Source organism: Streptomyces sp. M41(2017), from assembly GCF_002078175.1.
Lineage (GTDB): Bacteria > Actinomycetota > Actinomycetes > Streptomycetales > Streptomycetaceae > Streptomyces.
In genome coordinates this window covers 187872-213837 of the sequence record NZ_MWFK01000001.1, presented here as the reverse complement: position 1 = coordinate 213837, position 25966 = coordinate 187872, and the positions used below count along the sequence as shown (strand labels likewise).

Annotated in this window: 21 protein-coding genes; 12 read left to right on the top strand and 9 right to left on the bottom strand. The window is 73.1% G+C overall.

What is annotated here, in order from left to right:
• Positions 1 to 200 precede the first annotated feature (200 nt).
• Positions 201 to 1730 (bottom strand): leucyl aminopeptidase, encoded by a 1530-nt coding sequence (locus B0675_RS00940; protein WP_081216824.1) that lies wholly within the window; start codon positions 1728 to 1730, stop codon positions 201 to 203.
• A gap of 348 nt (positions 1731 to 2078) precedes the next feature.
• Between B0675_RS00940 and B0675_RS00935 the strand changes: the two genes are divergently transcribed.
• From B0675_RS00935 to B0675_RS00915, 4 genes are all read left to right on the top strand, one after another.
• Positions 2079 to 4106 carry a hypothetical protein gene (locus tag B0675_RS00935; protein WP_081216823.1) on the top strand — a complete coding sequence of 676 codons (2028 nt, stop codon included), beginning with the start codon at positions 2079 to 2081 and terminating at the stop codon, positions 4104 to 4106.
• 121 nt (positions 4107 to 4227) lie between these two features.
• On the top strand, positions 4228 to 5757 hold the full coding sequence (pelF, locus tag B0675_RS00930) for a GT4 family glycosyltransferase PelF (RefSeq protein WP_081216822.1): 1530 nt from the start codon (positions 4228 to 4230) through the stop codon (positions 5755 to 5757).
• Complete coding sequence (locus B0675_RS41800; RefSeq protein WP_241539659.1) at positions 5754 to 7544, top strand: hypothetical protein; 1791 nt, start codon at positions 5754 to 5756, stop codon at positions 7542 to 7544. The genes pelF and B0675_RS41800 overlap by 4 nt, the downstream gene beginning before the upstream one ends.
• Before the next feature lie 38 nt (positions 7545 to 7582).
• On the top strand, positions 7583 to 8278 hold the full coding sequence (locus B0675_RS00915) for a spherulation-specific family 4 protein (protein WP_081216821.1): 696 nt from the start codon (positions 7583 to 7585) through the stop codon (positions 8276 to 8278).
• Between the two features lie 27 nt (positions 8279 to 8305).
• Here B0675_RS00915 and B0675_RS00910 read toward each other — a convergent pair whose 3' ends face one another.
• Positions 8306 to 9100 carry an adenosylcobinamide-GDP ribazoletransferase gene (locus tag B0675_RS00910; protein WP_081216820.1) on the bottom strand — a complete coding sequence of 265 codons (795 nt, stop codon included), beginning with the start codon at positions 9098 to 9100 and terminating at the stop codon, positions 8306 to 8308.
• Between the two features lie 60 nt (positions 9101 to 9160).
• Between B0675_RS00910 and B0675_RS00905 the strand changes: the two genes are divergently transcribed.
• Positions 9161 to 9928 carry a hypothetical protein gene (locus B0675_RS00905; protein WP_081216819.1) on the top strand — a complete coding sequence of 256 codons (768 nt, stop codon included), beginning with the start codon at positions 9161 to 9163 and terminating at the stop codon, positions 9926 to 9928.
• On the opposite strand, the gene B0675_RS41225 is transcribed toward B0675_RS00905, so the two are convergent.
• The 3 genes from B0675_RS41225 to cobT all read right to left on the bottom strand — a co-directional run bounded on the left by B0675_RS41225 (position 9865) and on the right by cobT (position 13710).
• Positions 9865 to 10566 carry a hypothetical protein gene (locus tag B0675_RS41225; protein WP_179165214.1) on the bottom strand — a complete coding sequence of 234 codons (702 nt, stop codon included), beginning with the start codon at positions 10564 to 10566 and terminating at the stop codon, positions 9865 to 9867. The two genes, B0675_RS00905 and B0675_RS41225, sit on opposite strands and share 64 nt — an antisense overlap.
• A gap of 43 nt (positions 10567 to 10609) precedes the next feature.
• On the bottom strand, positions 10610 to 12406 hold the full coding sequence (locus tag B0675_RS00895; protein WP_081216818.1) for a phosphatidylglycerol lysyltransferase domain-containing protein: 1797 nt from the start codon (positions 12404 to 12406) through the stop codon (positions 10610 to 10612).
• A gap of 143 nt (positions 12407 to 12549) precedes the next feature.
• On the bottom strand, positions 12550 to 13710 hold the full coding sequence (gene cobT, locus B0675_RS00890) for a nicotinate-nucleotide--dimethylbenzimidazole phosphoribosyltransferase (RefSeq protein WP_081216817.1): 1161 nt from the start codon (positions 13708 to 13710) through the stop codon (positions 12550 to 12552).
• 122 nt (positions 13711 to 13832) lie between these two features.
• On the opposite strand from cobT, the gene B0675_RS00885 reads away from it, so the two are divergent.
• Positions 13833 to 14900 carry a class I SAM-dependent methyltransferase gene (locus B0675_RS00885; protein WP_081216816.1) on the top strand — a complete coding sequence of 356 codons (1068 nt, stop codon included), beginning with the start codon at positions 13833 to 13835 and terminating at the stop codon, positions 14898 to 14900.
• Positions 14901 to 14966: 66 nt separating this feature from the next.
• Here the strand turns inward: B0675_RS00885 and B0675_RS00880 are convergent, their stop codons facing one another.
• On the bottom strand, positions 14967 to 16166 hold the full coding sequence (locus B0675_RS00880) for a bifunctional adenosylcobinamide kinase/adenosylcobinamide-phosphate guanylyltransferase (RefSeq protein ID WP_081216815.1): 1200 nt from the start codon (positions 16164 to 16166) through the stop codon (positions 14967 to 14969).
• Between the two features lie 113 nt (positions 16167 to 16279).
• Between B0675_RS00880 and B0675_RS00875 the strand changes: the two genes are divergently transcribed.
• The gene (locus B0675_RS00875) at positions 16280 to 16492 is read left to right on the top strand and encodes a hypothetical protein (protein ID WP_081216814.1); all 213 of its coding nucleotides are present in this window, start codon (positions 16280 to 16282) and stop codon (positions 16490 to 16492) included.
• A 112-nt stretch (positions 16493 to 16604) separates the two neighbouring features.
• On the opposite strand, the gene B0675_RS00870 is transcribed toward B0675_RS00875, so the two are convergent.
• The 3 genes from B0675_RS00870 to B0675_RS00860 all read right to left on the bottom strand — a co-directional run bounded on the left by B0675_RS00870 (position 16605) and on the right by B0675_RS00860 (position 19207).
• Entirely contained in the window at positions 16605 to 17705 is a 1101-nt protein-coding gene (locus B0675_RS00870; RefSeq protein ID WP_081216813.1) for a trypsin-like peptidase domain-containing protein, read from the bottom strand.
• Between the two features lie 93 nt (positions 17706 to 17798).
• Positions 17799 to 18500, bottom strand: coding sequence for a methyltransferase domain-containing protein (locus B0675_RS00865; RefSeq protein WP_081216812.1), 702 nt, complete (start codon positions 18498 to 18500; stop codon positions 17799 to 17801).
• Positions 18501 to 18583: 83 nt separating this feature from the next.
• Complete coding sequence (locus tag B0675_RS00860; RefSeq protein ID WP_081216811.1) at positions 18584 to 19207, bottom strand: DUF3043 domain-containing protein; 624 nt, start codon at positions 19205 to 19207, stop codon at positions 18584 to 18586.
• 246 nt (positions 19208 to 19453) lie between these two features.
• On the opposite strand from B0675_RS00860, the gene B0675_RS00855 reads away from it, so the two are divergent.
• The 5 genes from B0675_RS00855 (at position 19454) to B0675_RS00835 (ending at position 25916) form a co-directional block, all read left to right on the top strand.
• Positions 19454 to 20251 (top strand): PspA/IM30 family protein, encoded by a 798-nt coding sequence (locus B0675_RS00855; protein ID WP_081216810.1) that lies wholly within the window; start codon positions 19454 to 19456, stop codon positions 20249 to 20251.
• A gap of 30 nt (positions 20252 to 20281) precedes the next feature.
• On the top strand, positions 20282 to 20560 hold the full coding sequence (locus tag B0675_RS00850; RefSeq protein WP_081216809.1) for a hypothetical protein: 279 nt from the start codon (positions 20282 to 20284) through the stop codon (positions 20558 to 20560).
• Positions 20561 to 20693: 133 nt separating this feature from the next.
• Positions 20694 to 21914, top strand: a complete 1221-nt coding sequence (locus tag B0675_RS00845) for a sensor histidine kinase (protein ID WP_179165213.1) — start codon at positions 20694 to 20696, stop codon at positions 21912 to 21914.
• On the top strand, positions 21911 to 22594 hold the full coding sequence (locus B0675_RS00840; RefSeq protein WP_081216807.1) for a response regulator transcription factor: 684 nt from the start codon (positions 21911 to 21913) through the stop codon (positions 22592 to 22594). The genes B0675_RS00845 and B0675_RS00840 overlap by 4 nt, the downstream gene beginning before the upstream one ends.
• 154 nt (positions 22595 to 22748) lie before the next feature.
• Complete coding sequence (locus B0675_RS00835) at positions 22749 to 25916, top strand: efflux RND transporter permease subunit (protein ID WP_081216806.1); 3168 nt, start codon at positions 22749 to 22751, stop codon at positions 25914 to 25916.
• The last annotated feature ends 50 nt before the right edge of the window (positions 25917 to 25966 follow it).

Sequence of the window (25966 nt, the reverse complement as noted above, 5' to 3'; positions counted from 1 at the left end):
CCTGTCCTGCCGAGAACCCATCTTCGCACTTGTCGAGGGCGAGCGAGACGCCGGGCCGGTCTGTGGGACGTCTGATCCATCACGTCGACAGGGTGCGGGGCAGGGCGAACCTGCGGATTTCGTCGAAGACGAAACCGTCCTACGGCCAGACGAACGGCCCCGGGTGTGGGAACACCCGGGGCCGTTCGTCGCCCGGAGGCTCAGCCCAGGTCGCCGGCCGCCGTCAGTTCGGCGAGACGGACCAGGGTGCGGACCGCGGAGCCGGTGCCGCCCTTGGGGGTGTAGCCGAAGGGACCGGCCTCGTTGAACGCCGGGCCCGCGATGTCCACGTGGGCCCAGGTGATGCCCTCGCCGACGAACTCGCGCAGGAACAGACCGGCGACCAGGCCGCCGCCCATCCGCTCGCCCATGTTCGCGATGTCCGCGGTGGGGGAGTCCATGCCCTTGCGCAGGTGCTCGGGCAGCGGCATCGGCCAGGACTCCTCGCCGACCTCCTCGGCGGCGTCGACGATCGAGGCGCGGAACGCGTCGTCGTTGGCCATCACGCCGAAGGTGCGGTTGCCGAGCGCGAGGACCATCGCGCCGGTCAGCGTCGCCACGTCGACGATCGCGTCCGGCTTCTCCTCGGAGGCCTTCCACAGCGCGTCGGCGAGGACCAGCCGGCCCTCGGCGTCGGTGTTGAGGACCTCGACGGTCTTGCCGCTGTACATGCGCAGCACGTCACCCGGGCGGGTGGCGGAGCCCGACGGCATGTTCTCGGCGAGCGCGAGCCAGCCGGTGACGTTGACGTCCAGGCCGAGACGCGCGGCGGTGACGACGGCGGCGAAGACCGCGGCGGCGCCGGCCATGTCGCACTTCATCGTCTCGTTGTGCCCGGCCGGCTTCAGCGAGATGCCGCCCGAGTCGTAGGTGATGCCCTTGCCCACGAAGGCGAGGTGCTTCTTCGCCTTCGAGGAGGTGTACGACAGCTTCACCAGGCGCGGACCGGCGGCCGAGCCGGCGCCGACGCCGAGGATGCCGCCGAAGCCGCCCTTGACGAGCGCCTTCTCGTCGAACACCTGGACCTTGATGCCGTGCTCCTTGCCGGCCGCGGTGGCGACGGCGGCGAAGGACTCCGGGTTGAGGTCGTTCGGCGGGGTGTTGACGAGGTCGCGGGCGCGGTTCAGCTCGTCGGTCAGGGCGGTGGCGCGTGCGACGGCAGCCTTGTACGCGGCGTCCCGGGGCTTGCCGCCGAGCAGCGTGACCTCGCCGAGCGGGCCCTTGCCGTTCTTCGCGGAGTCGCCGGAGCGGCCGCTGTCCTTGTACGCGTCGAACGAGTACGCGCCGAGCAGCGCGCCCTCGGCGACGGCACCGGCGTCGGCCGCGTCCGTCACGGGCAGCGCGAACGCGGCCTTCTTGGCACCGGCGAGCGCACGGGCGGCGACACCGGCGGCGCGGCGCAGCGCCTCGGCGCCGAAGCTGTCGTCCTCCTCCGGAGCGGCTCCCAGGCCCACGGCCAGCACGACGGGGGCCTTGAATCCGGAGGGTGCGGGCAGCTTGGTCACCTCGCCCTCGGAGCCGGAGGCGCCGAGGGTCTCCAGGATTCCGGCGAGCCCGCCGTCGTACGCCTTGTCCACGGCCTCGGCGCCCGGCGCGACGACCGGGCCCTTGGGGCCCTTCGCGACGCCGACGACGATCGCGTCGGCCCGCAGACCGGACGCTGCGGCGGTGCTGAGAGTGAGAGCAGTCACGGTGGTGAGATCTCCGCTTCCTTGAAAGTTCTTCTGGCCGAGAGAGGTGGGTCGACCGGGCCCGACGGCTGACCCTAGATCCGTCCTCGGGGGCGGTCCTTGCCGGGGCCCCTGCCAGGAGCCGGGCGAGTACCCGGGACGAGCCTACGCTCGGGCGCGCGTTTCGCTCATTCCTGCGGGCGTTCACCTGGAGGTGGTGCCCTTGTCCTGTTCCCGCCCCTCACTCGTGGTGACCTGAGCAACACTCGTCGTGTTCCAGCGGGCACGGCGCCCGCTGCTTTGCATGATTTCCACAGATCCCTCTCGGTTTCCACCGAAAAGAGGGATCTTCGAGGGGGAGACGTCGACATGGCACCGAACACGCACCGAAAGAGAGCGACGGCCGCCGCCGTGGCGGCCGCCGGACTCCTCGCGCTGGGAGTGGGGGCACCCGGCGCGACCGCGGCGACCACGCCGAGGATCGATCTCAAGGTCCTGGTCGTCGACAACGGCGCGGGCCAGGTGGCCGCGATCACCGCCGAGCTGAAGAACAGCGGCATCCCGTACACCACGCTCGACCTGACCGACACGGGCCGCCCGAAGATCGACGCCGCGTTCCTGAGCGACACCGTGAACGGCGTCCCGCGCGCCAGGTATCAGGGCGTCGTCCTCCCGAACGAGGCGCCGTTCGGCCCGGGTTCGGCCGAGCAGACCGCCCTGGAGACCTACGAGAAGACCTTCGCCATCCCGCAGGTCGACGCCTACACGTGGGCGCACCCGGAGGTCGGGCTCGACTACACCGACCAGAACGGCGGTTGGTCCGGCGTCCTCGACGGCCTCCGTACGCAGGTGACCGCCGCGGGCACCGCAGGACCGTTCCGCTACCTCGACGGACCGCTCACCTTCGAGGACAACGACCCCGCGGTGGACGAGAGTTACGGCTACGCGGCGCACCCGAGGGAGGGGTTCACCAGCTATCTGAACGCCCCCACCGGCGGCACGCTGCTCGGGCAGTACGCGCACGACGGCCGCCGCGAACTCGTGGTGACGTTCGCGTACAACCAGAACCAGAAGCAGTTCAAGGTCCTCGCCCGCGGCATCGTCGAGTGGCTCACGCAGGGCGTGCACCTCGGGCAGAGCAGGAACTACTTCTCCGTCCACGTCGACGACGTCTTCGCGCCCGACGCCCGCTGGGACTCCCAGCGCAACTGCACGCCCGGCGACATCGACTGCGCGGGCGGAAACGGCGAGGACAGCACCACGCCGATCCGGATGACCGCCGACGACGCCGCCTACGCGGCCCAGTGGCAGGCCGCCCACGGCTTCACCCTCGACATGGTCTTCAACGCGGGCGCGGGCGAGGAGTGGAGGAGCGAGAACGGCGGCACCGACGCCCTCGCCACCAGGCTGCTCGCGGACCGGGCCAAGTACCGCTGGGTGAACCACACCTACACGCACCTGTTCCTCGGCTGCGTCCAGGACACCACCACCGTGCCGTGGAGCTGCTCGAAGAACGCCGACGGCACGACCAAGTACATGAGCCGGGCCGACATCTCCGCCGAGATCTCGCAGAACAACAGCTGGGCCTCCTCGCACGGTCTGTCCACGGACCGCACCGAGCTGGTCACCGGCGAGCACTCGGGCCTGCGGACGCTGCCCCAGCAGCCCGACGACAACCCGAACCTGGCGGGCGCCCTGTCCGCGAACGGCGTCAAATGGACCGGCTCCGACAACTCCCGTGAGCCCGCTCAGCGTTCGGTCGGCAGCGCCCTGACCGTGCCGCGCTACCCGATGAACGTGTACTACAACGCGGGCCGGGCCGCGGAGATGGCCGACGAGTACAACTGGATCTACACCTCGAAGGCCGACGGCGGCAGCGGCCTCTGCGAGAACAACGCGACGTCGACCTGTCTGCCGGCCCCGCTGGACACGGCCACCGGCTACGCCGACCACATCGTCCCGCAGGAGGCGCGCACCGCGCTCGGACACGCCATCGGCAACGACCCGCGTCCGCACTACGTCCACCAGTCCAACCTGGCCGAGGACCGCATCCTCTACCCGGTCCTGGACAAGGTGCTCGCCGACTACCGGGCCATCTACGCCGACAACGCCCCGCTGCAGAACCCCCGGCAGAGCGCCATCGGCACCGAACTGCAGCGCCGCACCGCCTGGCAGGCGGCCCTGGCGGGCGGCAAGGTCACGGCCTACCGCGTCGGCAGCACCGTCACCGTCACCGCCCCGTCCGGCACGCAGATCCCGGTGACCGTGCCCGAGGGGACCAAGAAGCAACTCCTGCTCGGCACGGCCGTGTTCGGCACCGCGTACGCCGGGCAGCGCAACGACTGGACCACCCCGGAGCTCCTCCAGTCCGCTCTGAAGCTCAACCTGCCCGGCTAGAGGAGCAGCCTCGCGGCACGACGCGCACCCCGGTCCGACCGGCCGGGGTGCGCGTCCGAGCCGTGCAACCGGGGGGCCGGGGGCGCCCTCCGGACGGAACCGTCCCAGGGGGGAACCGCGCATGATGCGCACCGGCCGTCATGTCACCATGCTCACCGAAGGCACCTACCCGCACGTCCACGGCGGGGTCAGCACCTGGTGCGACCAGCTCGTCAGGGGTATGCCCGAGGTCGACTTCCACGTCGTCTCGCTCACCGGCAGCGGCCGCGAACCCGTGACGTGGGACCTGCCGCCCAACGTCTACCGGCACACCCCGGTGCCCACCTGGGGCCCGCGGCCCGGCCGCGCCCGGGCACCACGGGGCCGTGCCCGCCGCCGCTTCACCGACACCTACGAGCGGTTCCTGCTCGCCTTCCTCGACCCGGACCCGGACCGGCCCGGGGACTTCGGCGACGCCCTGTACGAACTGGCCGTCCTCGCCCGCGACGGACGCCTCTCCGCCGCCCTGCGCGGCGAGGCCGCCCTGCGCTCCCTGATGTGGATCTGGACCCTGCCGCACCTGCCGACGGCAGCCGCCGCGCCCACCGTGCACGACGCGCTCACGGCGACGGACCTGCTGGAACACGCACTGCGCCCGCTCGGCGTCCGCGTGCCCGAGGACTCCGTCGCCCACGCCGTCAGCAGCGGCCTCGCCACGCTGCCGGCCCTCGCGGCGCACCACCTCGACGGCGTCCCGTTCCTGCTCACCGAGCACGGCATCTACCTGCGCGAGCGCTACCTGGGCTATCGCGCCGCCGAACAGCGCTGGCCCGTCAAGGCGTTCATGCTCGGCTTCTACCGCGAACTCAACTCCCTCGGCTACCGCGCCGCCGACCTCATCACGCCCTGCAACCAGTACAACCGGCGCTGGGAGGAGCGCGGAGGCGCCGACGGCGACCGGATCCGCACGGTCTACAACGGCGTCGACCCGCACGCCTTCCCGCACGCGGGCCCCGAACCCGCCGTGCCCACCCTCACCTGGTGCGGCCGCGTCGACCCCATCAAGGACCTGGAGACCCTGCTGCGCGCCTACGGCATGGTGCGCGCCGAACTCCCCGACGCCCGGCTGCGGTTGTTCGGCCCCGTACCACCCGGTGGGGAGGCGTACCGGACCCGCCTGGAGAAGCTCGCCGCCGAACTGGGCGTCACCGACGGGCTGACCTTCGAGGGCCGCATCAGCGAGGTGTGGCGGGCCTACGCGGCCGGACACGTCGTCATGCTGTCGTCCATCTCCGAGGGCTTCCCCTTCTCCATCATCGAGGCGATGTCGTGCGGCCGGACGACGGTCTCCACGGACGTCGGCGGGGTCCGCGAGGCGGTCGGGGACACCGGCCTCGTCGTCCCGCCGCGCGAACCGGAGAAGATGGCGGCCGCCGCCCTCACCCTGCTCCGCGACGACGAACGGCGCGCGGAACTCGGCGAGTCGGCCCGGCAGCGGGTCATCGACCGGTTCACGCTGCGCCGTTCCGTCGACGCCTTCCGGACGATCTACCAGGAGCTCGCCGGACGGCCCGCGGTCTACGAGCCCACCGTCGAGACCGTCGCCGACTGGACCGTCGAACTCCGCGACCCCTGGTACCAGGCCGTCGCCGCGGACGGGACCGGCCGGTGAGCGACACCCTGCGCCCGCCCGGCGCCTTCGAGGACGTCGAGGACACCCTTGCCGCGCTGCCCGCCCAGCGCCGTTCCCCGAGCTGGGCGCGCCCCGATCCGATCGACGAACTCGCCGACAGGATGGCCGAGTTCGTCGCGGCCGCAGTCCACCCCGACGAGGTCGCCGCGGCTCTGGAGTCCGACGGCATGTCCGACGGCCAGATACGCGAACGCTACGGCGTCCGGAACTCCTTCGCGCTGGCCGAGGAGTTGTACGGCCGGGTCGCGCGGAACCACCCCGAACCGGCGGAGCCGCCCCACGACCCCTGGCGGATCGGTCTCCTCGGCTGCCTCCTCCGGGGCATCGTCTTCGCCCTCCCCGGCCTCGGCCACGTCCTCGCCGCACCGCTCCTCGCCGGCCCCAGGGACGGATTCGGGCTGCCGTCCGGAACCGTCCCGATGCTCGCGGGCGCGCTGTGCGGCTGGACCTGGAACCAGGGGCTCGCGCACCGCGCGTACACCTGGCTCGGGCTCGGCGACCGGGCGGCCGCGCGCCGCGTGCTGCTGGTGGGAACCCCGGCCGGTGCGCTGCTCGGGTCCCTGGTGGCCCTCGCGGTGGCGGGCCCCGCCCGTCCGGGCGCCGTGGTCTTCGCGGCCGGGCAGTCCGCCTACCTGGGCGCCGCCACCGTGCTGCTGGTGATGGGCCGGGAACGGCTCCTGCTCGCCGCCCTGGCACCCGTGACGGCGGGCGCGGTCGTCGCCGTCCTGCACCCGGTCCCCGACCTCGCGCGCACGGCCCTCCTGCTGGTCTCGCTCGCCGCCGTCGCCCTGCTCGGCCTGCGCGAAGTCGCGCCCGCCGCACGGGAGTCGGGCGAGGGCGGCCGGCGATCCGTGCTCGCCGCCCTGCTGCCGTACGGATCCCGGCGGCACGGCGCGGAGATCACCGGCCGTACCGGAGTGCCCCGCCCGGCCTCCGTGGGCCTGTCGGCGGGCGGGAAGCGGACCGCGGCTCCCCGTCGTCGCGGTGCCGCGGGCCGGATCGGTGTCCGCCGGGCCGCCGGCAGCCCGCCGCACACGCCGCCGACGCGCGGAGCGGGGACCTCCGGGCGGACCGGAGTGCCCCGCCCCGCATCCGCGGGCCGGCCCGCGAGGGGGAAGCGGCCCTCTCCTCCCGGCCGGATCGGTGTCGCCGGACGGCTCCGCGCCCGCCGGTCCACCCCGCGGCGGACGGCGGGAACCCTCCCGTACGCGCTCTTCGGACTCGGCAGCGGTGTCCTGGTGCTGCACGCGGCCCTCGGCGACGTCCTCGCGGGAGCCGGTACGACGGTCGCCGCACCGGCCGCCGTCGCACTGACCCTCAGCATGGGGCCGGCCGAATGGCTGCTGTACCGCTTCCGCAGCGGGAGCCTCGCCGGACTGCGGGCGGGAGGTTCGGCACGGGCCTTCCGGCGGGTCACCGGAGGCGTCCTCGTCCGCTGCCTCGCCGCCTACCTCACCGCGCTGCTCGCCCTCACCGTCGGTACCTCCGCGCTGTGGCCGCACGCGACCGCGTCCACGGACGCCGTCCGGCTCGCCGGGCTGCTCCTGCTGGGCGCGGTCCTGTGGACCGGGCTGCTGCTCCAGTCCTTCGGTGCCGTCACCGGCACGGCCGTCGTCGTCTGCGCCGCCGCCCTCGTCCAGACCGAGGCCCTGGTCACCCGCGTGGGCGACCCGAGCCGGGTGGCCCTGCTCGTCCACGGCACCGCGGCCGTCGCCCAGACCGTCCTGGTCTGCACGCGGCTGCGCAGGGCCACCGCCCACCGATGAACCGCCCCCGACCCCGGCACCCGGAAGAGAGCCCGCCCATGCGCACCCCCGACCTCGGGCCGTCCAGGGGATCCGAAGGCCCGGTCGCCTCCCGTACGGACCGTTCCCTCCTCGTCCCCTACTACGAGCACCCGGCCGTCCGCCCCGCCGAGTGGGAGGCGCTCCTGGCGGCGGCACCACGGCTGTACGGAGTGGTGCTGAACCCGGCCAGCGGACCCGGCGAGGACCCCGACCCGGATTTCGCGGAGGTCGCCGCCCGGCTGCGCGTCGCTGACGTCCGGGTCCTCGGCTACGTCGACACCGACTACGGGCGACGGCCCCTCGCCGACGTCCTGCGCGACGTGTCGCGGCACCGCTCCTGGTACGGCACCGACGGCACGTTCCTCGACCAGGCCGCCGCCTCGGAATCGGGCGTGGCCTACTACCGGCGGCTCGCTGCGGCCTGCCGGGGCACGCTCGTCCTCAACCACGGGACGACCCCGCACCCCGTGTACGCCGGCGTCGCCGATGTCCTCGTCACCTTCGAGGGCACCTGGGCCGGCTACCGCAGGAAGGGCCCGCCGCCGTGGACCGGTACCGGGGCGGACCTGTGCCATCTCGTCCACGGCGTACCGCCCGGCGCCGATGCCGCGGCCCTGGCCCGGGAGCGGGGAGCCGGCCTGTACTGCGCGGTCCCCGGCGCCGGCGACCACCCCTGGGGCACGCTTCCCTGCGGCCTGGAGCCCGCCGCGTGAACCGCCCCGGCCCGCGGCGCGGGGCCGTCAGCCGAGGGCCAGCACCACGAGCGCCGTCGTGGCGGCCGTCTCGGCGAGGCCGCCGAACACGTCGCCGGTGACACCCCCGAAGCGGCGCGTGCAGTGCCGCAGCAGCAGTTCGGCGGCCAGACAGGCGGCGGCCACCGCCACCACGGCGCGCACCAGGTCGTCCACCCCGACGAGCGCACCCCCGCCGGCCGCGGCGACCGTCACGGCAGCCGCCACGAGCAGGGCCGAGCGGGCCGGCACGGTGCCCGCGACCGCCGCGCCCAGGCCCTCGGGGCGGGCCGGCGGCACTCCCGCGCGGGCGGCGAGCGTCAGCGCGAGGCGGGCCACGACCGCCGAGAGGACGGCGGCCAGGACGCCTCGGGACCACGAGCTCCCGTAGGCCTCGGCCAGTGCGGCCACTTGGGCCAGCAGCACGAACAGAAGGGTGATCACCCCGAACGGGCCGATGTCCGACTGTTTCATGATCCGCAGCGCGTCCTCGGCGGGCTTGCCGCTGCCCAGCCCGTCCGCGGTGTCCGCGAGGCCGTCGAGGTGCAGCCCCCGGGTCAGAACCGCGGGGACGGCCGCCGTCGCCACGGCCGCGAGCAGCGGCCCCGCCCCCATGGCCAGCAGGGCCACACCCACCAGGGCCGCGCCCGCCCCCACCACGAGACCGGCCAGCGGAGCGCACAGCATGCCGCCGCGGGCGGCTTCCCGGTCCCAGCGGGTCACGGTCACGGGGAGCACGGTGAGGGTGCCGAAGGCGAAACGGAGGCCGTCGGCGCGTGAGGAGGCGGAAGGGGTCGTGGACACCGGCGCAGGCTATCCGGCCGTCCGGAGGGCGGACACGGCGCCGGTGGATAAAGTTCGCATATGGGTCATTGGTTGCAGCGGAACATCGTCGAGCCGGGCAAGCTCCCCATGCTGCTCGCCCTGGCCTCGTTCGTCGTGACCTTCGTCGTCACCCGCGTCATCGTGCGCATGATCCGGGCCGGTAAGGGCCCCTTCGGCAACGTCAAGGCCGGCGACCTGCACATCCACCACGTGGTCCCCGGCATCGTGCTCACGGTGGTCGGCGGATTCGGCGCGGTGGCCAGCGGCCGGTACGGCTTCGGGGCCTCCGCGTTCGCCGTGGTGTTCGGCATCGGCGCCGGCCTCGTGCTCGACGAGTTCGCGCTCATCCTGCACCTCGACGACGTCTACTGGACCGAGGACGGCCGCAAGAGCGTCGAGGTCGTGGTGCTCACGGCGGCCCTCGTCGGCCTGGTGCTCAGCGGCTTCTCGCCGTTCGGCGTCAACGACGTCAACGACCAGGAACTCCAGGACCGCACGAGCGCGATCGTCACCATCGCCCTCAACTTCTGCTTCGCGCTGCTCGCCCTCAGCAAGGGCAAGGCGCGCACGGCCATCTTCGGGGTCATCGTCCCCTTCGTCGCGCTCATCGGCATGATCCGGCTGGCCAAGCCCGGCTCGCCCTGGGCCAAGCGCTTCTATCGGCGTCGGCCGCGCGCCCGCGCCCGGTCCCGGCTGCGCGCCTACCGGCACGACCGCCGCTGGGCGGGTCCCAGCCGCAGGGTTCAGGACTGGATCGGCGGCAAACCCGACCCGGAGCCCGCCCGCGCCCTGCCCGAGCGCCGGTGACGCACGGCCGAGACGCCGCACATCACCAGCACCGCCGCGATGGCCGCCAGATGTTCCTTGCCGGCCAGGTTGTCCTTGAACAGCACCTCGACCACCATCGCCGCGATCACCAGTCCCGCCGTGACATACGCCCGGTAGCGCCAGCCGAGGAACACCGCGAGGCCCACCACGGCCGCCGACGGGCCGGTGTCCACGATCTGCGCGTCGGCGCCGGGCAGGCCCAGCGGATGGTGCGGGCCGAGGGCGATGCCGACCCGCGCGTACAGGGTCCCGGCCAGCGTGGCCACGTACGCGACGAGAAGCGTGCGCCACCAGCCCAGGCAGATCTCGGCGATCCCGAAGACGAGCAGGATCTGCGCGAGCGCGCCCCACACCGGAAGGTCCAGCGCCGGTACGAACAGGGAGAGCGGGGTGCGCAGCAGGGCGAGCCACAGCGGGTCCTCCGCCCGCACCGAGCCGAGGTCCTGCACCGCCTGGAAGCCCCACGACCGGTTCTGCACGAACTGCAGCACCGCCGTCAGGCACACCGCGCCGAGCGTCACCGGGACCGCCCGCCACCGCCGCCGCGCGAGGCCCCGGCTCACGGCGAGGTACAGCGGACCCCACTCGGCGCGGGCCCGGCGGGCGAGCCGGTTCATCCGCGGGTTCCCGCGGCTCGCCCCGCGCCGGTTCCCGTCCGTCTCATCTGTGCGACTCCAAATGCTTGCGGTGCAGCCACTTCGGCAGGCCCGGCGCCTCCAGGAAGCCCTCGGCCCGCGCGGACGCGACACCGATGCGCAGCAGGTCCGCGCTCTTCTCGAAGAGCAGGAACCTCGGCTCCCAGATGGGCCGGTACTTGGCGTTGGCGCGGTACAGCGACTCGATCTGCCACCAGCGGGAGAAGAAGCTGAGCAGCGAGCGCCACAGCCGCAGCACCGGCCCGGCGCCGAGGCGCGCGCCCCGTTCGAAGACCGACCGGAACATGGCGAAGTTCAGCGAGACCTGAGTGATCCCGATCTCCCGGGCGCGCCGCAGGAGTTCGATCACCATGAACTCCATCAGCCCGTTCTCGGAGCCGCGGTCGCGCCGCATCAGGTCCAGGGACAACCCGTTCGGCCCCCACGGGACGAAGGACAGCACCGCCCGCAACACGCCCTCGCCGTCGGTGCATTCGAGCATCACGCAGCGCCCGTCGTCCGGATCGCCGAGCCGGCCGAGCGCCATGCTGAAGCCGCGCTCGGTGGCCCCGTCGCGCCAGTCGTCCGCGCGCCGCAGCAGATACGCCATCTCGTCGGCCGGGATCTCCTCGTGCCGCCGGATGCGCACCCGGTACCCGGCCCGCCTGACCCGGTTGTACGCCTGCCGCACGGTGCGCATCGCACGTCCTTCGAGCGTGAACTCGGCGGTCTCGACCAGGGCTTCGTCCCCCAGTTCCAGCGCGTCGAGGCCGTGCCGGGCGTAGATCGTGCCGGCCTCCTCGCTCGCGCCCATCACCGCCGGGATCCAGCCGTGCTCCCGGGCCTCGGCGAGCCAGGGCTCGATGGCGCCCGGCCAGGCCTCGGGGTCGCCGAGCGGGTCGCCGCTGGCCAGCGAGACCCCGCCCACCACGCGGTACGCCACCGCCGCCTTGCCGGTCGGCGACCAGACCACGCTCTTCTCCCGGCGCAGCGCGAAGTAGCCGAGGGAGTCCCGGTCGCCGTTGCGTTCGAGCAGGACCCGCAGGTGCTTCTCGTCCTCCTCCGTGAACGGGTCGACGGCGCGCCGGGAGCGGAACGCGGCGTAGAGGACGGCGAGGACCAGCAGGGTGCTGAGGACGTTGACGGTGACGTTGACCCAGTTGGGCGGCGCGATGCCGGGATAGTGGGAGTCGTCCGCGGCGACCGACACGAGCCGCAGGGTGCCGTAGCGCCAGCGGTCCAGGAAGGTCGAACGCCGCGCGTCCCCCGCGGTGTTGGTGACCGTGACCAGCAGCGCCGCGAGGAGCGAGGTGACCAGCAGGCCGCCCACCCCGACGACCGCGGCGAGCCTCGGGTTCGACCGGTCGCCCTTGGCGTAGAACTCCCGGCGGCCGACGGCCAGCGCGCCCACGAAGCCCGCCGTCAACGCGAGGGAGACCCAGTTCTGCGCGTACTGGCGGATCTCCGGGAAGGCCATCGCGACCGAGAAGAGCAGCAGGAACAGGCCGCTGAGCACGGAGTTGAGGATCCACGCGGCCCGCTTGCGGCGCCGCATCGTGATGGCCAGGAACATGGTGAACACGCCGGACGCGAAACCCGCGGTCAGCAGGTAGGGCGTGAAGTAGTTCTCCGTGTTGTGCCGTCGTACGTCCTGACCGAGCGAGACCCACGCGGCGCTCAGAAAGTTGATGAACGTGACCGCGCGCAGATACCAGACGGCGAAGGACGCGGCCCGCCGCGAGGCGGCCGTGGACCGCCGGTCCCCGTCGCTCCGGCGGGCCGACGCCCGTTCCTGATCTACGACAATTCGGGCATCTCCCATGAAGCGCGATGATATGGCGCGAGGTCGCCGGTACGGGGGAGGGACGGGACGCGCGATGCGCCGTGGACCCGCGTGGCGAACGAGGACCGGCCCCCGGCGACGGGCTCGTCGTCAGGGGCCGGTGGGGTCCGTGGGGTCCTGGGTCAGGAGTCGGTGCCCGGTCCGGGGGCCGGCTCGGAGGCGGGGCCCGACTGCGACTGCGGCTCCGCATCCGACTCGGGGTCGGGCTTGGTCCCGGATTCCGCCTCGGCCGTGGGGGAGGGGGCCTCCGGAAGGTCCGCCGCGAGCCCCGCCGCGGCCTGCACCAGCGGCAGTGCCAGCAGCGCGCCCGCACCCTCGCCCACCGTCACCCCGTGGTCGAGCAGCGGTTCGAGGGCCATCCGGTCCAGCGCCTTCGCCTGTGCCGGCTCCCCGCTGTTCTGCCCGGCCAGCCACCAGTCGGGGGCGCGGAACGCGACCCGCTGTCCGACCAGCGCGCACGCGGCCGACACGACCCCGTCGAGGATGACCGGCATCTTCCGTGCCGCGCTCTGCAGCAGGAACCCGGTCATCGCCGCCAGGTCGGCACCGCCCACGGTCGCGAGCAGCTGCAGCTGGTCGCCGAGCACCGGCCGGGCGCGCCGCAGCGCGTCCCGTACGGCGGCGCACTTGCGCATCCACGTCAGGTCGTCGATGGCCTCGCCGCCCCGGCCGGTCACGACCGACGCGTCCGTTCCGCACAGCGCCGCGACCAGCACGGCCGCCGCGGTGGTCCCGCCGACGCTGATGTCCCCGAGCACCACCAGGTCCGTACCGGAGTCCGCCTCCTCGTCCGCGAGGGCGACCCCGGCACGGAAGGCGGCCTCGGCCTCCTCCAGGGTCATCGCGTCCTCGACGTCGATCCGGCCCGAGCCGCTGCGGATCCGGTGCCGCACGACCTCGGCGGGCAGCCCCTCGGGGTCGCCCTCCAGTGCCATGTCGATCACCCGCACGGGCACGCCGAGCCGACGGGCCAGCACCGCGGCGGGGCTCGCGCCCTCCAGGACCGACCGGACCAGCGCGGAGGCGGTGCCCGCGGGGCGTGCCGACACGCCCAGGGCGGCGATCCCGTGGTCACCCGCGAACAGCACGACACGCGGATGCTCGATCGGCCGCACCGGCACCGCGGACTGCGCGGCCGCCAGCCACTCACCCAGGTCGTCGAGGCGGCCCAGGGCGCCGGGCGGGACGATCTGCCGCTCCCGCCGCGCCTCGGCGTCACGGCGTACGCCTCCGTCGGGGCGCTCGATCAGATCGGTGAAGTCGTCGAGATTAAGCGAGCTCATTCGCCGAACAGTACCGGCCTCGATCGAACACGTCCGCGCCACGTCGTTGCGCTCCGGATCGCGCTCGCATACGTACCGTTTGTGTCGGATTGTCGTACGGCTCGTCCCCGACAGGAGCGCCCATGCCCCCCACCTCGTTGCCGACCGCCGAACGCCGGGCCGCCTACGCCGCCGAACTCGCCCAGGGCACCGAGCGGTTCCACGAAGCGCGGCGCGCCGACTGCCCCTGGTGCGGCTCGCGGCGCCTGCGCACCCGGCTGCGGACGCCCGACCTGCGGCAGCGCAAGCCGGGGACGTTCGTCGTCGACGAATGCGGGGACTGCGCCCACGCCTTCCAGAATCCCCGGCTCAGCGCCGAGGGGCTCGCCTTCTACCGCCGGGACGGCCGGGAGGAGGCGCACGAGGGCCTCGCCGACCGGTTGCTCGGCGCCCGCGGCGGCACCCGGCGCCACCGCGCCGCCGCCCGCGCCATGCTGCCCTTCCCCGAGCCGGAGAGCTGGCTCGACGTCGGCACCGGGCTCGGACACTTCCCGGAGGCGGCCCGGGAGGTCCTGCCGTACACCGCCTTCGACGGGCTCGACGCGTCACGGCGCGTCGAGCAGGCGCGCGCCGCCGGGCGGGTGGAGGAGGCCCACGTCGGCCGGCTCACCGACCCGCGGATCGCCGAGCGGCTGCGCGGCCGGTACGACGTCGTGAGCATGTTCCACCATCTGGAGCACACCCCCGACCCCCGCGAGGAACTGCGCGCCGCCCTGGAGGTGCTCCGCCCCGGCGGTCACCTCCTCGTCGAGGTCCCCGACCCGGACAGCGCGTTCGGCCCGCTGCTCGGCAAGTGGTGGGTCGCGTACGGCCAGCCGCGCCATCTCCACCTCATGCCGCTGCCCAACCTGCTCGGCGAACTGGAGTCCCTCGGCTGCGCGATCGTCGTGACGGACCGCCGGGAGCCGCACGTCCCCTACGACCTCGCCGGCGCCGTCGCGCTCGCCCTCGGCCGCGCCCTGCCCGGCCTCGACGCCCCCTGGTGCCCCGCGCCCCCGACACCCCTCCAGCGCAGGCTCCGGACGGGCCTGACCCGGGCGTCCGCCCCGCTCCTCGCCTCCACCGCGGCGCTCGACCGTCTGATGGCCCCCCTCCTGCGCCGCACCCGCTTCTCGAACGCGTACCGCGTCGTCGCCCGCCGGGAGCCCTGAGACGCGAGCCCTGAGACGCGAGCTCTGAGACGCGGGCGGTGCGGCGAGAGCCACGCACCCTCCGCCTCAGCCCCGCAGCCGCACCGCCTGCCCCGCCACCAGCAGCAGGACGTGCTCGCACTCGTCGGCGAACTGCGCGTTCAGGCGCCCCAGTTCGTCGCGGTAGCGGCGCCCGGACGCGGTGGCCGGGACGATGCCCGAGCCGACCTCGTTCGAGACGGCGACGAGCGTGCGGCGGGTGGCGCGGACCGCGGCGACCAGTTCCCGCGTGCGGGCACGCAGGGCGCGTTCGCCGCCGCCGGACCACTCGGCGTCGTCCCACGCGTTCACCTCGTCCATGGCGTCGGTCAGCCACAGGGAGAGGCAGTCGACGAGCAGCGGCGGGCCGTCCTCCGCGAGGAGCGGGACCAGGTCGCAGGTCTCGACGGTCCGCCAGGAGCCGGGCCGCCGCTCACGGTGGGCGCTGACGCGCGACGCCCACTCGGAGTCCCCGCCGCGGGTGCCCCCGGTGGCGACGTACAGCACGCCCGGGAACGCCTCCAGGCGCCGCTCCGCCTCCAGCGACTTGCCCGACCGGGCGCCGCCGAGCACCAGCGTCCTGCGCGGCACGTCCGGCACGTCCTCGTAGACGCCCACGTCGAGCGTCGTCCCGTCGGGCACCGCCCGCGCGCCCGCCGCCGCGAGCCGCCGCCGCAGTTCGGGCCCGGGCGGCACGTCGTGGTCGAGGTGCACCGCGATCACGTCCGTGGTCGGGCCGACCGCGCCGGCCGCGCGCAGCTTCGCCAGCGCGTCCGGCCGGCCCACCACGTCGGCGAGCACCATCGCGTACGTGTCGCCGTTCTCGTCCAGGCCCGCCGGCGCTCCGCCCGGCGGCAGGTACAGCAGCCGCAGCCCGTCCGGCCCCGTCACCGCGTAGCCCGTGCCCGGCGCGTCCATCGGCACCGCCCGCACCCGGTGGCCGGTCAGCAGCGCCAACTCCCGCCCGTCCGGCACCCGGCCGGGCTGCGGCAGCCCGGCCGGCACCTCCACGGCGGGTCCGTCGTGCGGATGCGAGAGCAGCACCTGCCGGACGCCTCCCAGCGACCGTCCGGCGCGCGCCGCCGCGAACGCGGCGCCGGGCGTCAGGTCGAGCAGCAGCGTCCCGTCGACGAGCAGCGCGGTCGCCGCCCGCGCCCTCTCACCGAGCGCGGACGCGCAGGCCGCGCAGGGACAGTCGGGGCGGGGCAGGCCCGCGGGGGCACCGGTGCCGAGCAGAGTCAGTTCCACGCCGATGATTTTTCCGTGTCCCCGCAGGTCTTGCGCGTCCGGCTAGGCTTCGGACGGGAGCCGGATCTTGTCCGGCTCGCGCTGTGCAGTGTGCTCACACCCTGGAGGCGTACATGGCGGCATGGACGTGGCGGTTCGAGAAGTCCGACGGGACAGAGGTCCAACCCGCGGTGCAGCCCGAGGAGTTCACCACGCAGGGCGACGCCGAGTCCTGGATCGGCGAGGTGTGGAAGGACCTGCTGGCGGGCGGCGCGGACCAGGTGTTCCTCTTCGAGGACAGCACGAAGATCTACGGTCCGATGAGTCTGCACGCAGAACCGGAGTAGGCCGGCCGGGGTTGCCGGGGCCCCGCCCCGGCAACCCGCGCGCCCGCCGGGGCCACGTCCCGGAGACCGCCCGCCCGGGCCACCTCCCGGGGGCCGCCGGACGGCCACCTCGCTAGATCTCACCCAGCGTCACCTCCACCGTCCTGCGGTTCCCGCCGCGGGTGAACGTCACCTTGGCCCTGTCGCCCGGCTTCTCCGCGGCGAGCGCCTCGGAGAGCGAGGTGATGCTCGTGACCGCCGTGTCGTCGAGGCCCACGATGACGTCACCCGGTTCGATCCCGGCCTTGTCGGCCGCGCCCCCGCTCTTCACCTGCGCCACGGCGACGCCCGCGGGCTGCGAGGAGGCGTCCACCACGGTCCGCCCGGTGATGCCGAGCGCGGCCCGCCCCGAGTCGGTGACACGGCCGTCCTTGATGATCTGGTCCGCGACCGTCTTCACCATGGACGCGGGGATCGCGAAGCCGATCCCGGGCGCCGCGCTGTTGCCGAGGTCGGGGTCGGTGGCGGCGAGGGTCGGGATGCCGATGACCTGGCCGTCGAGGTTCACCAGCGCGCCCCCGCTGTTGCCGGGGTTGATCGCCGCCGAGGTCTGCACCATGTTGGCGATCGTCGCGCCCGTACCGCCCCCGGAACCGCTCTCGCTGACGGTGCGTCCGGTCGCCGACACGATGCCCTGGGTCACGCTGGACGACAGCCCGAGCGGGGACCCCATCGCGAGCACGATGTGCCCGACCTGCACCTTCGAGGAGTCCCCGAAGACCGCGGCCCTCAGTCCCCGCGGAGGCTTGTCCAGCTTGATGACCGCGAGATCCTGCTCCGGGTACGCGTAGACCAGGCTCGCCGTCAGCTCGCCCTCGTCGCTGGCCGTCGTGACCTTGAACTTCTTCTCGTCCCCGACCACGTGCGCGTTGGTGACGATGCGCCCCGAGTCGTCGTACACGACGCCCGAGCCGAGCGCGCCGCTCGCCTGGATCTGCACCACCGACGGCAGAACGTTCTTGATCACCTTCAGGTAGTCGTCCTGGAGGTCGTCGGCCGCCGCGGGCACCGCCGCCCGGGTGGTGGTCGCGGCCTCCTCTCGGCCGGAGCCGGAAGCCGCGCCGTCGGCCGAGCAGCCGGACACCAGCACGGCCGCGCCGGCCAGCAGGGCCAGGGACGCCCGCAGGCGCAGGGGATGAACACGGGCGCGGGCGAGGGCACGGGAGGCATCCATGCCCGAAGTGTCGCTTTCCGTCGGGCGGCACTGCCTCCGGTGCTCACCCGAACGGGTCGACGGCCCCCGCGGTCCCCGCAACCGGCCGGACGGTCAGCCCCGCACGCCGCAGAGGTGCAGCAGCGCCGCCACGCGGCGGTAGGGATCGGTGCGCCCGGCCCGCTCCTCGGCGGCCAGCAGCGTCTCCACGTCCGGGGGAACGGCCGCGCCGTCGGCCGCGGTGTCCGTGAAGACCCGCACCCCGTACCAGGCGTGCAGCGGTGCCCCGATCCCGGCGAGCGTGCCGGTCAGCGTCGAGAGCCGGTCGGCGCGGACGTCGAGCCCGAGCCGGTTCGTGTAGGCCGTCGTGTCGAAGGCGGACAGCGTCGCCGCCCAGTCGCCGTGCAGACCGGGCCGCATGGCCAGCGCGTCCGCGTTGCGCACCAGCAGCGAGAGCAGCCCGCCCGGGGCCAGCATCCGCGCGAGACCCGCGAGGAGCGCGTCCGGCTCCTGGACGTACATCAGGACGCCGTGGCAGAGCACCACGTCGAAACTGCCCGGCAGGAAGTGCACCCCATTCTCGCGCCCGTCGCCCTCGACGAGCCGCACCCGGCTCCGGATGCCCTCGGGCTCGGCGGCGAGCGCCTCCCGGGCCACGGACAGCATCGTCGCGTCCTGTTCGAGGCCGGTCACCTGGTGGCCGGCCCGGGCGAGCCGCAGGGCCTGCGTGCCCTGGCCCATCCCGACGTCCAGCACCCGAAGCCGCTGCCCCACCGGGTAGCGCCCGGCTATCTGCTCGTCGAGCTGCCGGGCCACCAGCTCCTGCCGTACGACATCACGCAGACCGCCCAGCTTGCTCAGCCAGGCATCCGCCGCGCCCCCGGAGAAGGATGTCGCGCTCAGGGCCGCTCTCCGCGCTTGACCTGCGGCTTCGGCAGCCGGAGTCGACGCATCTGGAGGGTGCGCATCAGCGCGTAGCGGACCGCGCCCTTGGTGGGCTGGCCGGGGAAGCGCTGGGCGAGCTGCTTGCGCATGCGGATCGCGATGCCGATCGAGTCGAGCACGATCAGGACGATGACGACCAGCCACAGCAGCAGGGCGATGTTCTGCAGCGCGCCGACGCGCAGCATGCTCATGACGAGGATGACCACGGCCATGGGCAGGAAGAACTCGGCGACACAGAACCGCGAGTCCACGAAGTCACGCGCGAAGCGGCGCACTGGGCCCTTGTCGCGCACGGGGAGGTAGCGCTCGTCGCCGCTCGCCAGCGCCTGGCGCTGGCGCTCCATCTGGGTGCGACGGTCGTCGCGCTGGCGCTTGGCCGCCTCCTTGCGCGTCGTCGGCGTCGTGGCGACGCTGCGGCGCTGGGTCTGGGCCTCACTGCGCTTCGGAGTGGGGCGGCCCTTGGGGGCCTGCGGGTCACGGGTCACTTTGGAGTCGGCCTGCGCCTTGGCGGCGGGGGCCTTCTCTTCCTTCGCACGGCTTCGGAACACAAAACCCAAGGGTACGGGGTTCGCGGGCATGGACGTCGTGCGAGTGGGGAACGATCCGGCAACACCGTGCGTCTGTAGTGGGGCAGAGGGGACGTTGCGCCCGGGCGGACCCCGGGGTTCACCTACTCCCTACGCCGGAGTGGTGCCGATCGCAGTCGTCCTTGGGGATGAGCGCATCCGTCCCCGAACAGTGCGGTAATGGATGCAGGGCCCGTACTGTGGGTTCTGTTGCAGTACCTGGAGCTGGAGTCCGTCAGAAGGGGGCGCGCGAAGCCCATGAGCGGTGTCATGAAGCGTATGGGGATGATCTTCCGCGCGAAGGCGAACAAGGCCCTTGACCGGGCCGAGGACCCGCGCGAAACCCTCGATTACTCGTACCAGAAGCAGCTGGAGCTGCTCCAGAAGGTGCGCCGCGGTGTCGCCGACGTGGCGACCAGCCGCAAGCGCCTGGAACTGCAGCTGAACCAGCTCCAGGGCCAGTCCACCAAGCTGGAGGACCAGGGCCGCAAGGCGCTCGCGCTCGGCCGCGAGGACCTGGCCCGTGAGGCCCTGTCCCGCCGTGCCGCGCTGCAGCAGCAGGTCACCGACCTGGAGACGCAGCACCAGACGCTGCAGGGCGAGGAGGAGAAACTCACCCTCGCGGCCCAGCGCCTCCAGGCCAAGGTCGATGCCTTCCGTACGAAGAAGGAGACGATCAAGGCCACGTACACGGCGGCCCAGGCGCAGACCCGGATCGGCGAGGCCTTCTCCGGCATCTCCGAGGAGATGGGCGACGTCGGCATGGCCATCCAGCGGGCCGAGGACAAGACCGCGCAGCTCCAGGCACGGGCCGGAGCGATCGACGAGTTGCTCGCCTCCGGTGCCCTGGACGACCAGTCGGGTCTGGCCAAGGACGACATCCAGAGCGAGCTGGACCGGCTCTCCGGTGGTACGGATGTGGAGCTGGAACTGCAGCGCATGAAGGCGGAGCTGGCCGGCGGTTCCTCGTCGTCGCAGCAGGCGATCGAGGGCGGTCCGGGTCAGTCCCAGCCGTCGTCGCAGCCCCAGGACACACCCCGTTTCGACAAGCAGTGACCATCCGGGCCCACGCCTGAGGAGGGCGACATGATCGTACGGATCATGGGGGAGGGGCAGGTGAGGCTGGACGATGCCCGCCTCACCGAGCTGAACAGGCTGGACGACGAGTTGCTCGCCGAGATGCAGCGGGGCGACGACTCCGGCTTCCGCCGCACCCTGGGGGCGCTCCTGGACGCGGTCCGCACGGCCGGGTCCCCGCTTCCCGACGACTCCCTGGAGCCGTCGGAACTCATCCTCCCGTCCCCGGACGCCACCCTCGAAGAGGTCCGGGAGATGCTCAGCGACGACGGCCTGATCCCGGGCTGAGCCCGCCCGGCGCGGACCGGGGCCCGCCCAATCCCGGTGCTGCCGTCCGGCGCCCCGTCATGGCATCCGGATGTGGCGGGCGGCACCCGCACCACCCGGTTCCGGGGGCCGCGAAGCACCGTACCGTGGGCGGGTGAGCACCCTGGAGCGTACGAGGGACTGGCTGCGCGCCCACCCCCTCGCCCTGGACGCCGCCCTCGCCACCGGCGTCCTCGCCTGTATGGCGGCCGGCTCCTTCGTCGACCCGCACGGCGAGAACGGCACGACCTGGAGCGCCCGCACCCCCGACGCCCTCAGCCTCGTCCTCATGGTGCTCGGCGCCGGCGCGCTCGTCTTCCGCCGCCGGGCCCCGATGAAGGTCCTCGCGGCGACCGGCGCCTTCTCCCTGGCCGAGCTGGTCACCGGCGACCCCAGGGCGCCGGTGGTGATGTCCGCCGTCGTCGCGCTCTACACCGTGGCCTCGACGACCGACCGTCCCACGACCTGGCGGGTCGGCCTGGTCACCATGACCGTCCTGACCGCCGTCGCGATGCTCGCCGGACCGCTGCCCTGGTACGCGCAGGAGAACCTCGGCATCTTCGCCTGGACCGGCATGGCCGCCGCCGCGGGCGACGCCGTCCGCAGCCGGCGTGCCTTCGTGCACGCCATCCGCGAGCGCGCCGAACGCGCCGAACGCACCCGCGAGGAGGAGGCGCGCCGCCGCGTCGCCGAGGAACGGCTGCGCATCGCCCGGGACCTGCACGACGTCGTCGCCCACCACATCGCGCTCGTCAACGTGCAGGCGGGCGTCGCCTCCCACGTCATGGACAAGCGGCCCGACCAGGCCAAGGAGGCCCTCGCCCACGTACGCGAGGCCAGCCGGTCCGCGCTGAACGAGCTGCGCGCCACCGTCGGCCTGCTGCGGCAGACCGGCGACCCCGAGGCCCCCACCGAGCCCGCCCCCGGACTGGCCCGGCTCGACCAACTCGCGGACACCTTCCGCAACGCGGGTCTGCCCGTCGAGGTGGCCCGCTCCGACCAGGGCCCCACACTGCCCGCCGCCGTCGACCTCGCCGCGTACCGCGTGATCCAGGAGGCGCTCACCAACGTCCGCAAGCACGCGGGCCCGCAGGCGAAGGCCGAGGTCAGCGTCGTCCGCGTCGGGGACAACGTGGAGGTGACCGTCCTCGACAACGGGCCGGGCCAGAACATCGGCCCGCAGGAGGGCGGCGGCCACGGACTGCTCGGCATGCGGGAGCGGGCCACCGCGATCGGCGGGAGCTGCACGGCCGGTCCCCGCTACGGAGGCGGCTTCCGCGTCCATGCGATCCTTCCGGTCAAGAACCGCGCGCCTGCCCTGGGGGACCCCGTATGACCATCCGTGTCGTGCTCGCCGACGACCAGGCACTGCTGCGCAGCGCGTTCCGTGTGCTCGTCGACTCCGAGCCCGACATGGAGGTCGTGGGGGAGGCGTCCGAGGGCGCCGAGGCGGTCGCGCTGACCCGCAGCGAGCGGGCCGACGTCGTGCTCATGGACATCCGCATGCCCGGTACGGACGGCCTCGCCGCCACCCGCCTCATCACCGCCGACCCCGGCCTCGCCCACGTCCGGGTCGTGATGCTGACGACCTTCGAGGTCGACGAGTACGTCGTGCAGTCGCTGCGGGCCGGCGCCTCCGGGTTCCTCGGCAAGGGCGCCGAACCCGACGAACTGCTCGCCGCCATCCGGATCGCCGCCGGCGGCGAGGCCCTGCTGTCGCCCGCGGCCACCAAGGGCCTGATCGCCAAGTTCCTCGCCCAGGGCGACGGCGACGAGGACGGGCCCGGCCCGGCCGGCGCCGGCCGGCTCTCCGCGCTCACCGGGCGCGAGCGCGAGGTCCTCGTCCAGGTCGCCGGAGGGCACTCCAACGACGAGATCGCCGAGCGCCTCGAAGTCAGCCCGCTCACGGTGAAGACGCACGTCAACCGGGCCATGGCCAAGCTCGGCGCCCGCGACCGGGCGCAACTGGTCGTGATCGCGTACGAGTCCGGCCTGGTACGTCCACGGGTGGACTGAGGTTCACCTGGGCGTACTGCGCCTGGAGTAGGTTCCGCGTAAGGAAATGGACCCAGGGGCTACGGATCGTCGCCCGTCCATGGCCCAGGGTGTGACGTGGGGTGCCCACGCTCCCCGCCTTCCGCTCGAACCACAGAAGAGAGACCCACCACCCATGTCCTGGCTGTCCAGATTCAGCCTCGCGCAGCGGGCCCTCATCGGGCTGATGTCGATCATCGCGCTCGCCTTCGGGGCGATAGCGATCCCCCAGCTCAAGCAGCAGCTGCTGCCCACCATCGAACTGCCCATGGTGTCCGTGCTCGCGCCGTACCAGGGTGCCTCTCCGGATGTGGTCGAGAAGCAGGTCGTCGAGCCCATCGAGGACAACCTCGAAGGCGTCGACGGCATCACGGGTGTCACCTCCACCGCCGCCGAGGGCAACGCCGTGATCATGGCGTCCTTCGACTACGGCAACGACACCAAGCAGCTCGTCGCCGACGTCCAGCAGGCCGTGAACCGGGCCCGCGCCCAACTCCCGGACAGCGTGGACCCGCAGGTCATCGCGGGTTCGACGGACGACATGCCGACCGTCGTCCTCGCCGTCACCTCCGACAAGGACCAGCAGGCGCTCTCCGACCAGCTCGACCGGACCGTCGTCCCGTCCCTGGAGGACATCGACGGCGTCGGCCGGGTCACCGTGGCCGGTGTGCGGGACCTCCAGGTCACCGTCACGCCCGACGACGGGAAGATGGCGAAGGCCGGACTCACCTCCGCCGCCCTCGGCCAGGCCCTCCAGGCGGGCGGGGCGACCGTCCCGGCCGGCTCCTTCGACGAGGACGGCAGCAACCGCACCGTCCAGGTCGGCGGCGGCTTCACCTCGCTCGGCCAGATCAAGGACCTGATGGTCGCCGGCGGCCCCGGCAAGAAGCCCGTGCGCCTCGGCGCCGTCGCCACCGTCCGGCAGGAGCAGGCCCCGGCCGACTCCATCACGCGCACCGACGGCCGCCCGAGCCTCGCCGTGAGCGTCACCATGGACCACGACGGCAGCGCGGTCGCCATCTCCGACGCCGTCAAGGACAAGCTCTCCGGTCTGCGCAAGGACCTCGGCGCCGGCTCGACGATCACCGTCGTCAGCGACCAGGGCCCCGCCGTCTCCAAGTCCATCCACGGCCTGACCACCGAGGGCGCCCTGGGCCTCCTCTTCGCGGTCCTGGTCATCCTGCTGTTCCTCGCGTCCGTCCGCTCGACACTGGTCACCGCCGTGTCCATCCCGCTCTCCGTGGTGCTGGCCCTGGTCGTGCTGTGGACCCGCGACCTGTCGCTCAACATGCTGACGCTCGGCGCACTCACCATCGCGATCGGCCGGGTCGTCGACGACTCGATCGTCGTCCTGGAGAACATCAAGCGGCACCTCGGCTACGGCGAGGAGCGCGAGCAGGCGATCCTCGCGGCGGTCCGCGAGGTGGCCGGGGCGGTCACGTCCTCGACCCTCACCACGGTGGCCGTCTTCCTGCCGATCGGTCTGACCGGCGGCATGGTGGGCGAACTGTTCGGCTCCTTCAGCATCACGGTCACGGCGGCGCTCCTCGCCTCCCTGCTCGTCTCGCTGACGGTCGTCCCGGTGCTCTCCTACTGGTTCCTGCGCGCCCCCAAGGGCACGCCGGCGGACGCGGAGGAGGCCCGGCGCAAGGCCGAGGAGAAGGAGGAGCGCAGCCGTCTGCAGCGCTTCTACGTCCCCGTCCTGCGCTTCGCCACGCGGCGCCGGCTCACCAGTGTGCTGATCGCGGTCGCCGTCCTCGTCGGCACGTTCGGCATGGCGCCGCTGCTGAAGACGAACTTCTTCGACCAGGGCGAGCAGGAAGTCCTCACCGTCAAGCAGGAGTTGAAGCCCGGCACCAGCCTGGCCGCGACCGACGCGCAGGCGAAGAAGGTCGAGAAGCTCCTCGGCGGCATCAAGGGCGTCAAGAACTACCAGGTCACCATCGGCTCCTCCGGCTTCATGGCGGCCTTCGGCGGCGGCACGGACACGAACCAGGCGTCCTACCAGGTCATGCTGGACGACGCCGCTTCGTCCGAGGACGTCCAGGACCGCATCGAGAAGGGGCTCGGCGGGCTCTCCGGCGTCGGCACCACCACGGTGTCCGCCGGTGACGGCTTCGGCAGCCAGGACCTCAGCGTCGTCGTGAAGGCGGCCGACGGGGACGTGCTGCGCGAGGCCGCGGGCAGGGTCCGTGACGAGGTGGCGAAGCTCGACGACGTCACCGACGTTACGAGCGACCTCGCGCAGAGCGTGCCGCGCATCTCGGTCAAGGCCAACTCCAAGGCGGCGGCGGCCGGTTTCAACGACGCCACACTCGGCGCGGCCGTCGGCGAGGCGGTCCGAGGAACCACCAGCGGCAAGGCGATCCTGGACGACTCCGAGCGGGACGTCGTCATCCGGTCCGCCGAGCCGGCCACCACCCTCGCGGAGCTGCGCGGGCTGCGGCTCGGCGCGGTGAAGCTCGGTGACATCGCGGACGTGAAGCTCGTCGACGGGCCGGTCTCGATGACCCGGATCGACGGCCAGCGCGCGGCCACGATCTCGGCCAAGCCGACCGGCGACAACACGGGTGCCGTCAGCGCGGACCTCACCGCGAAGCTCGACAAGCTGAAGCTGCCCGCGGGCGCCACCGCGTCGATCGGCGGCGTCTCGTCGGACCAGGACGACGCGTTCGCGTCGCTGGGCCTCGCGATGCTGGCGGCGATCGCGATCGTCTTCATGCTGCTCGTGGCGACGTTCCGCTCGCTGATCCAGCCGCTGATCCTGCTCGTGTCGATCCCGTTCGCCTCGACCGGCGCGATCGGCCTGCTCGTCCTCACCGGCACCCCGATGGGCGTCCCGGCGATGATCGGCATGCTGATGCTCATCGGCATCGTGGTGACCAACGCGATCGTGCTGATCGACCTGATCAACCAGTACCGCAAGCAGGGGTACGGCGTGGTCGAGGCCGTCGTCGAGGGCGGCCGGCACCGGCTCCGTCCGATCCTGATGACGGCACTGGCGACGATCTTCGCCCTGCTGCCCATGGCGCTGGGTGTGACCGGCGAGGGCGGCTTCATCGCGCAGCCGCTCGCGGTGGTCGTGATCGGCGGTCTCATCACCTCGACGCTGCTCACCCTGCTGCTCGTCCCGACGCTCTACGCGATGGTCGAACTCCGCAAGGAGCGCCGCGCGAAGAAGAAGGCGGCGAAGCGGGCGGCGAAGTCCGGTGCGGACACCGCCGGCCACGGGGACGCCGACGCCGAGGACAGCGAGAAGAAGGACAAGGACGGGGACAAGTCCCCGGAGCCGGCCGGAGTCTGACCGGTTCACCACACGGGCCCCCGTCCCGGCGTTCACACGCCGGGACGGGG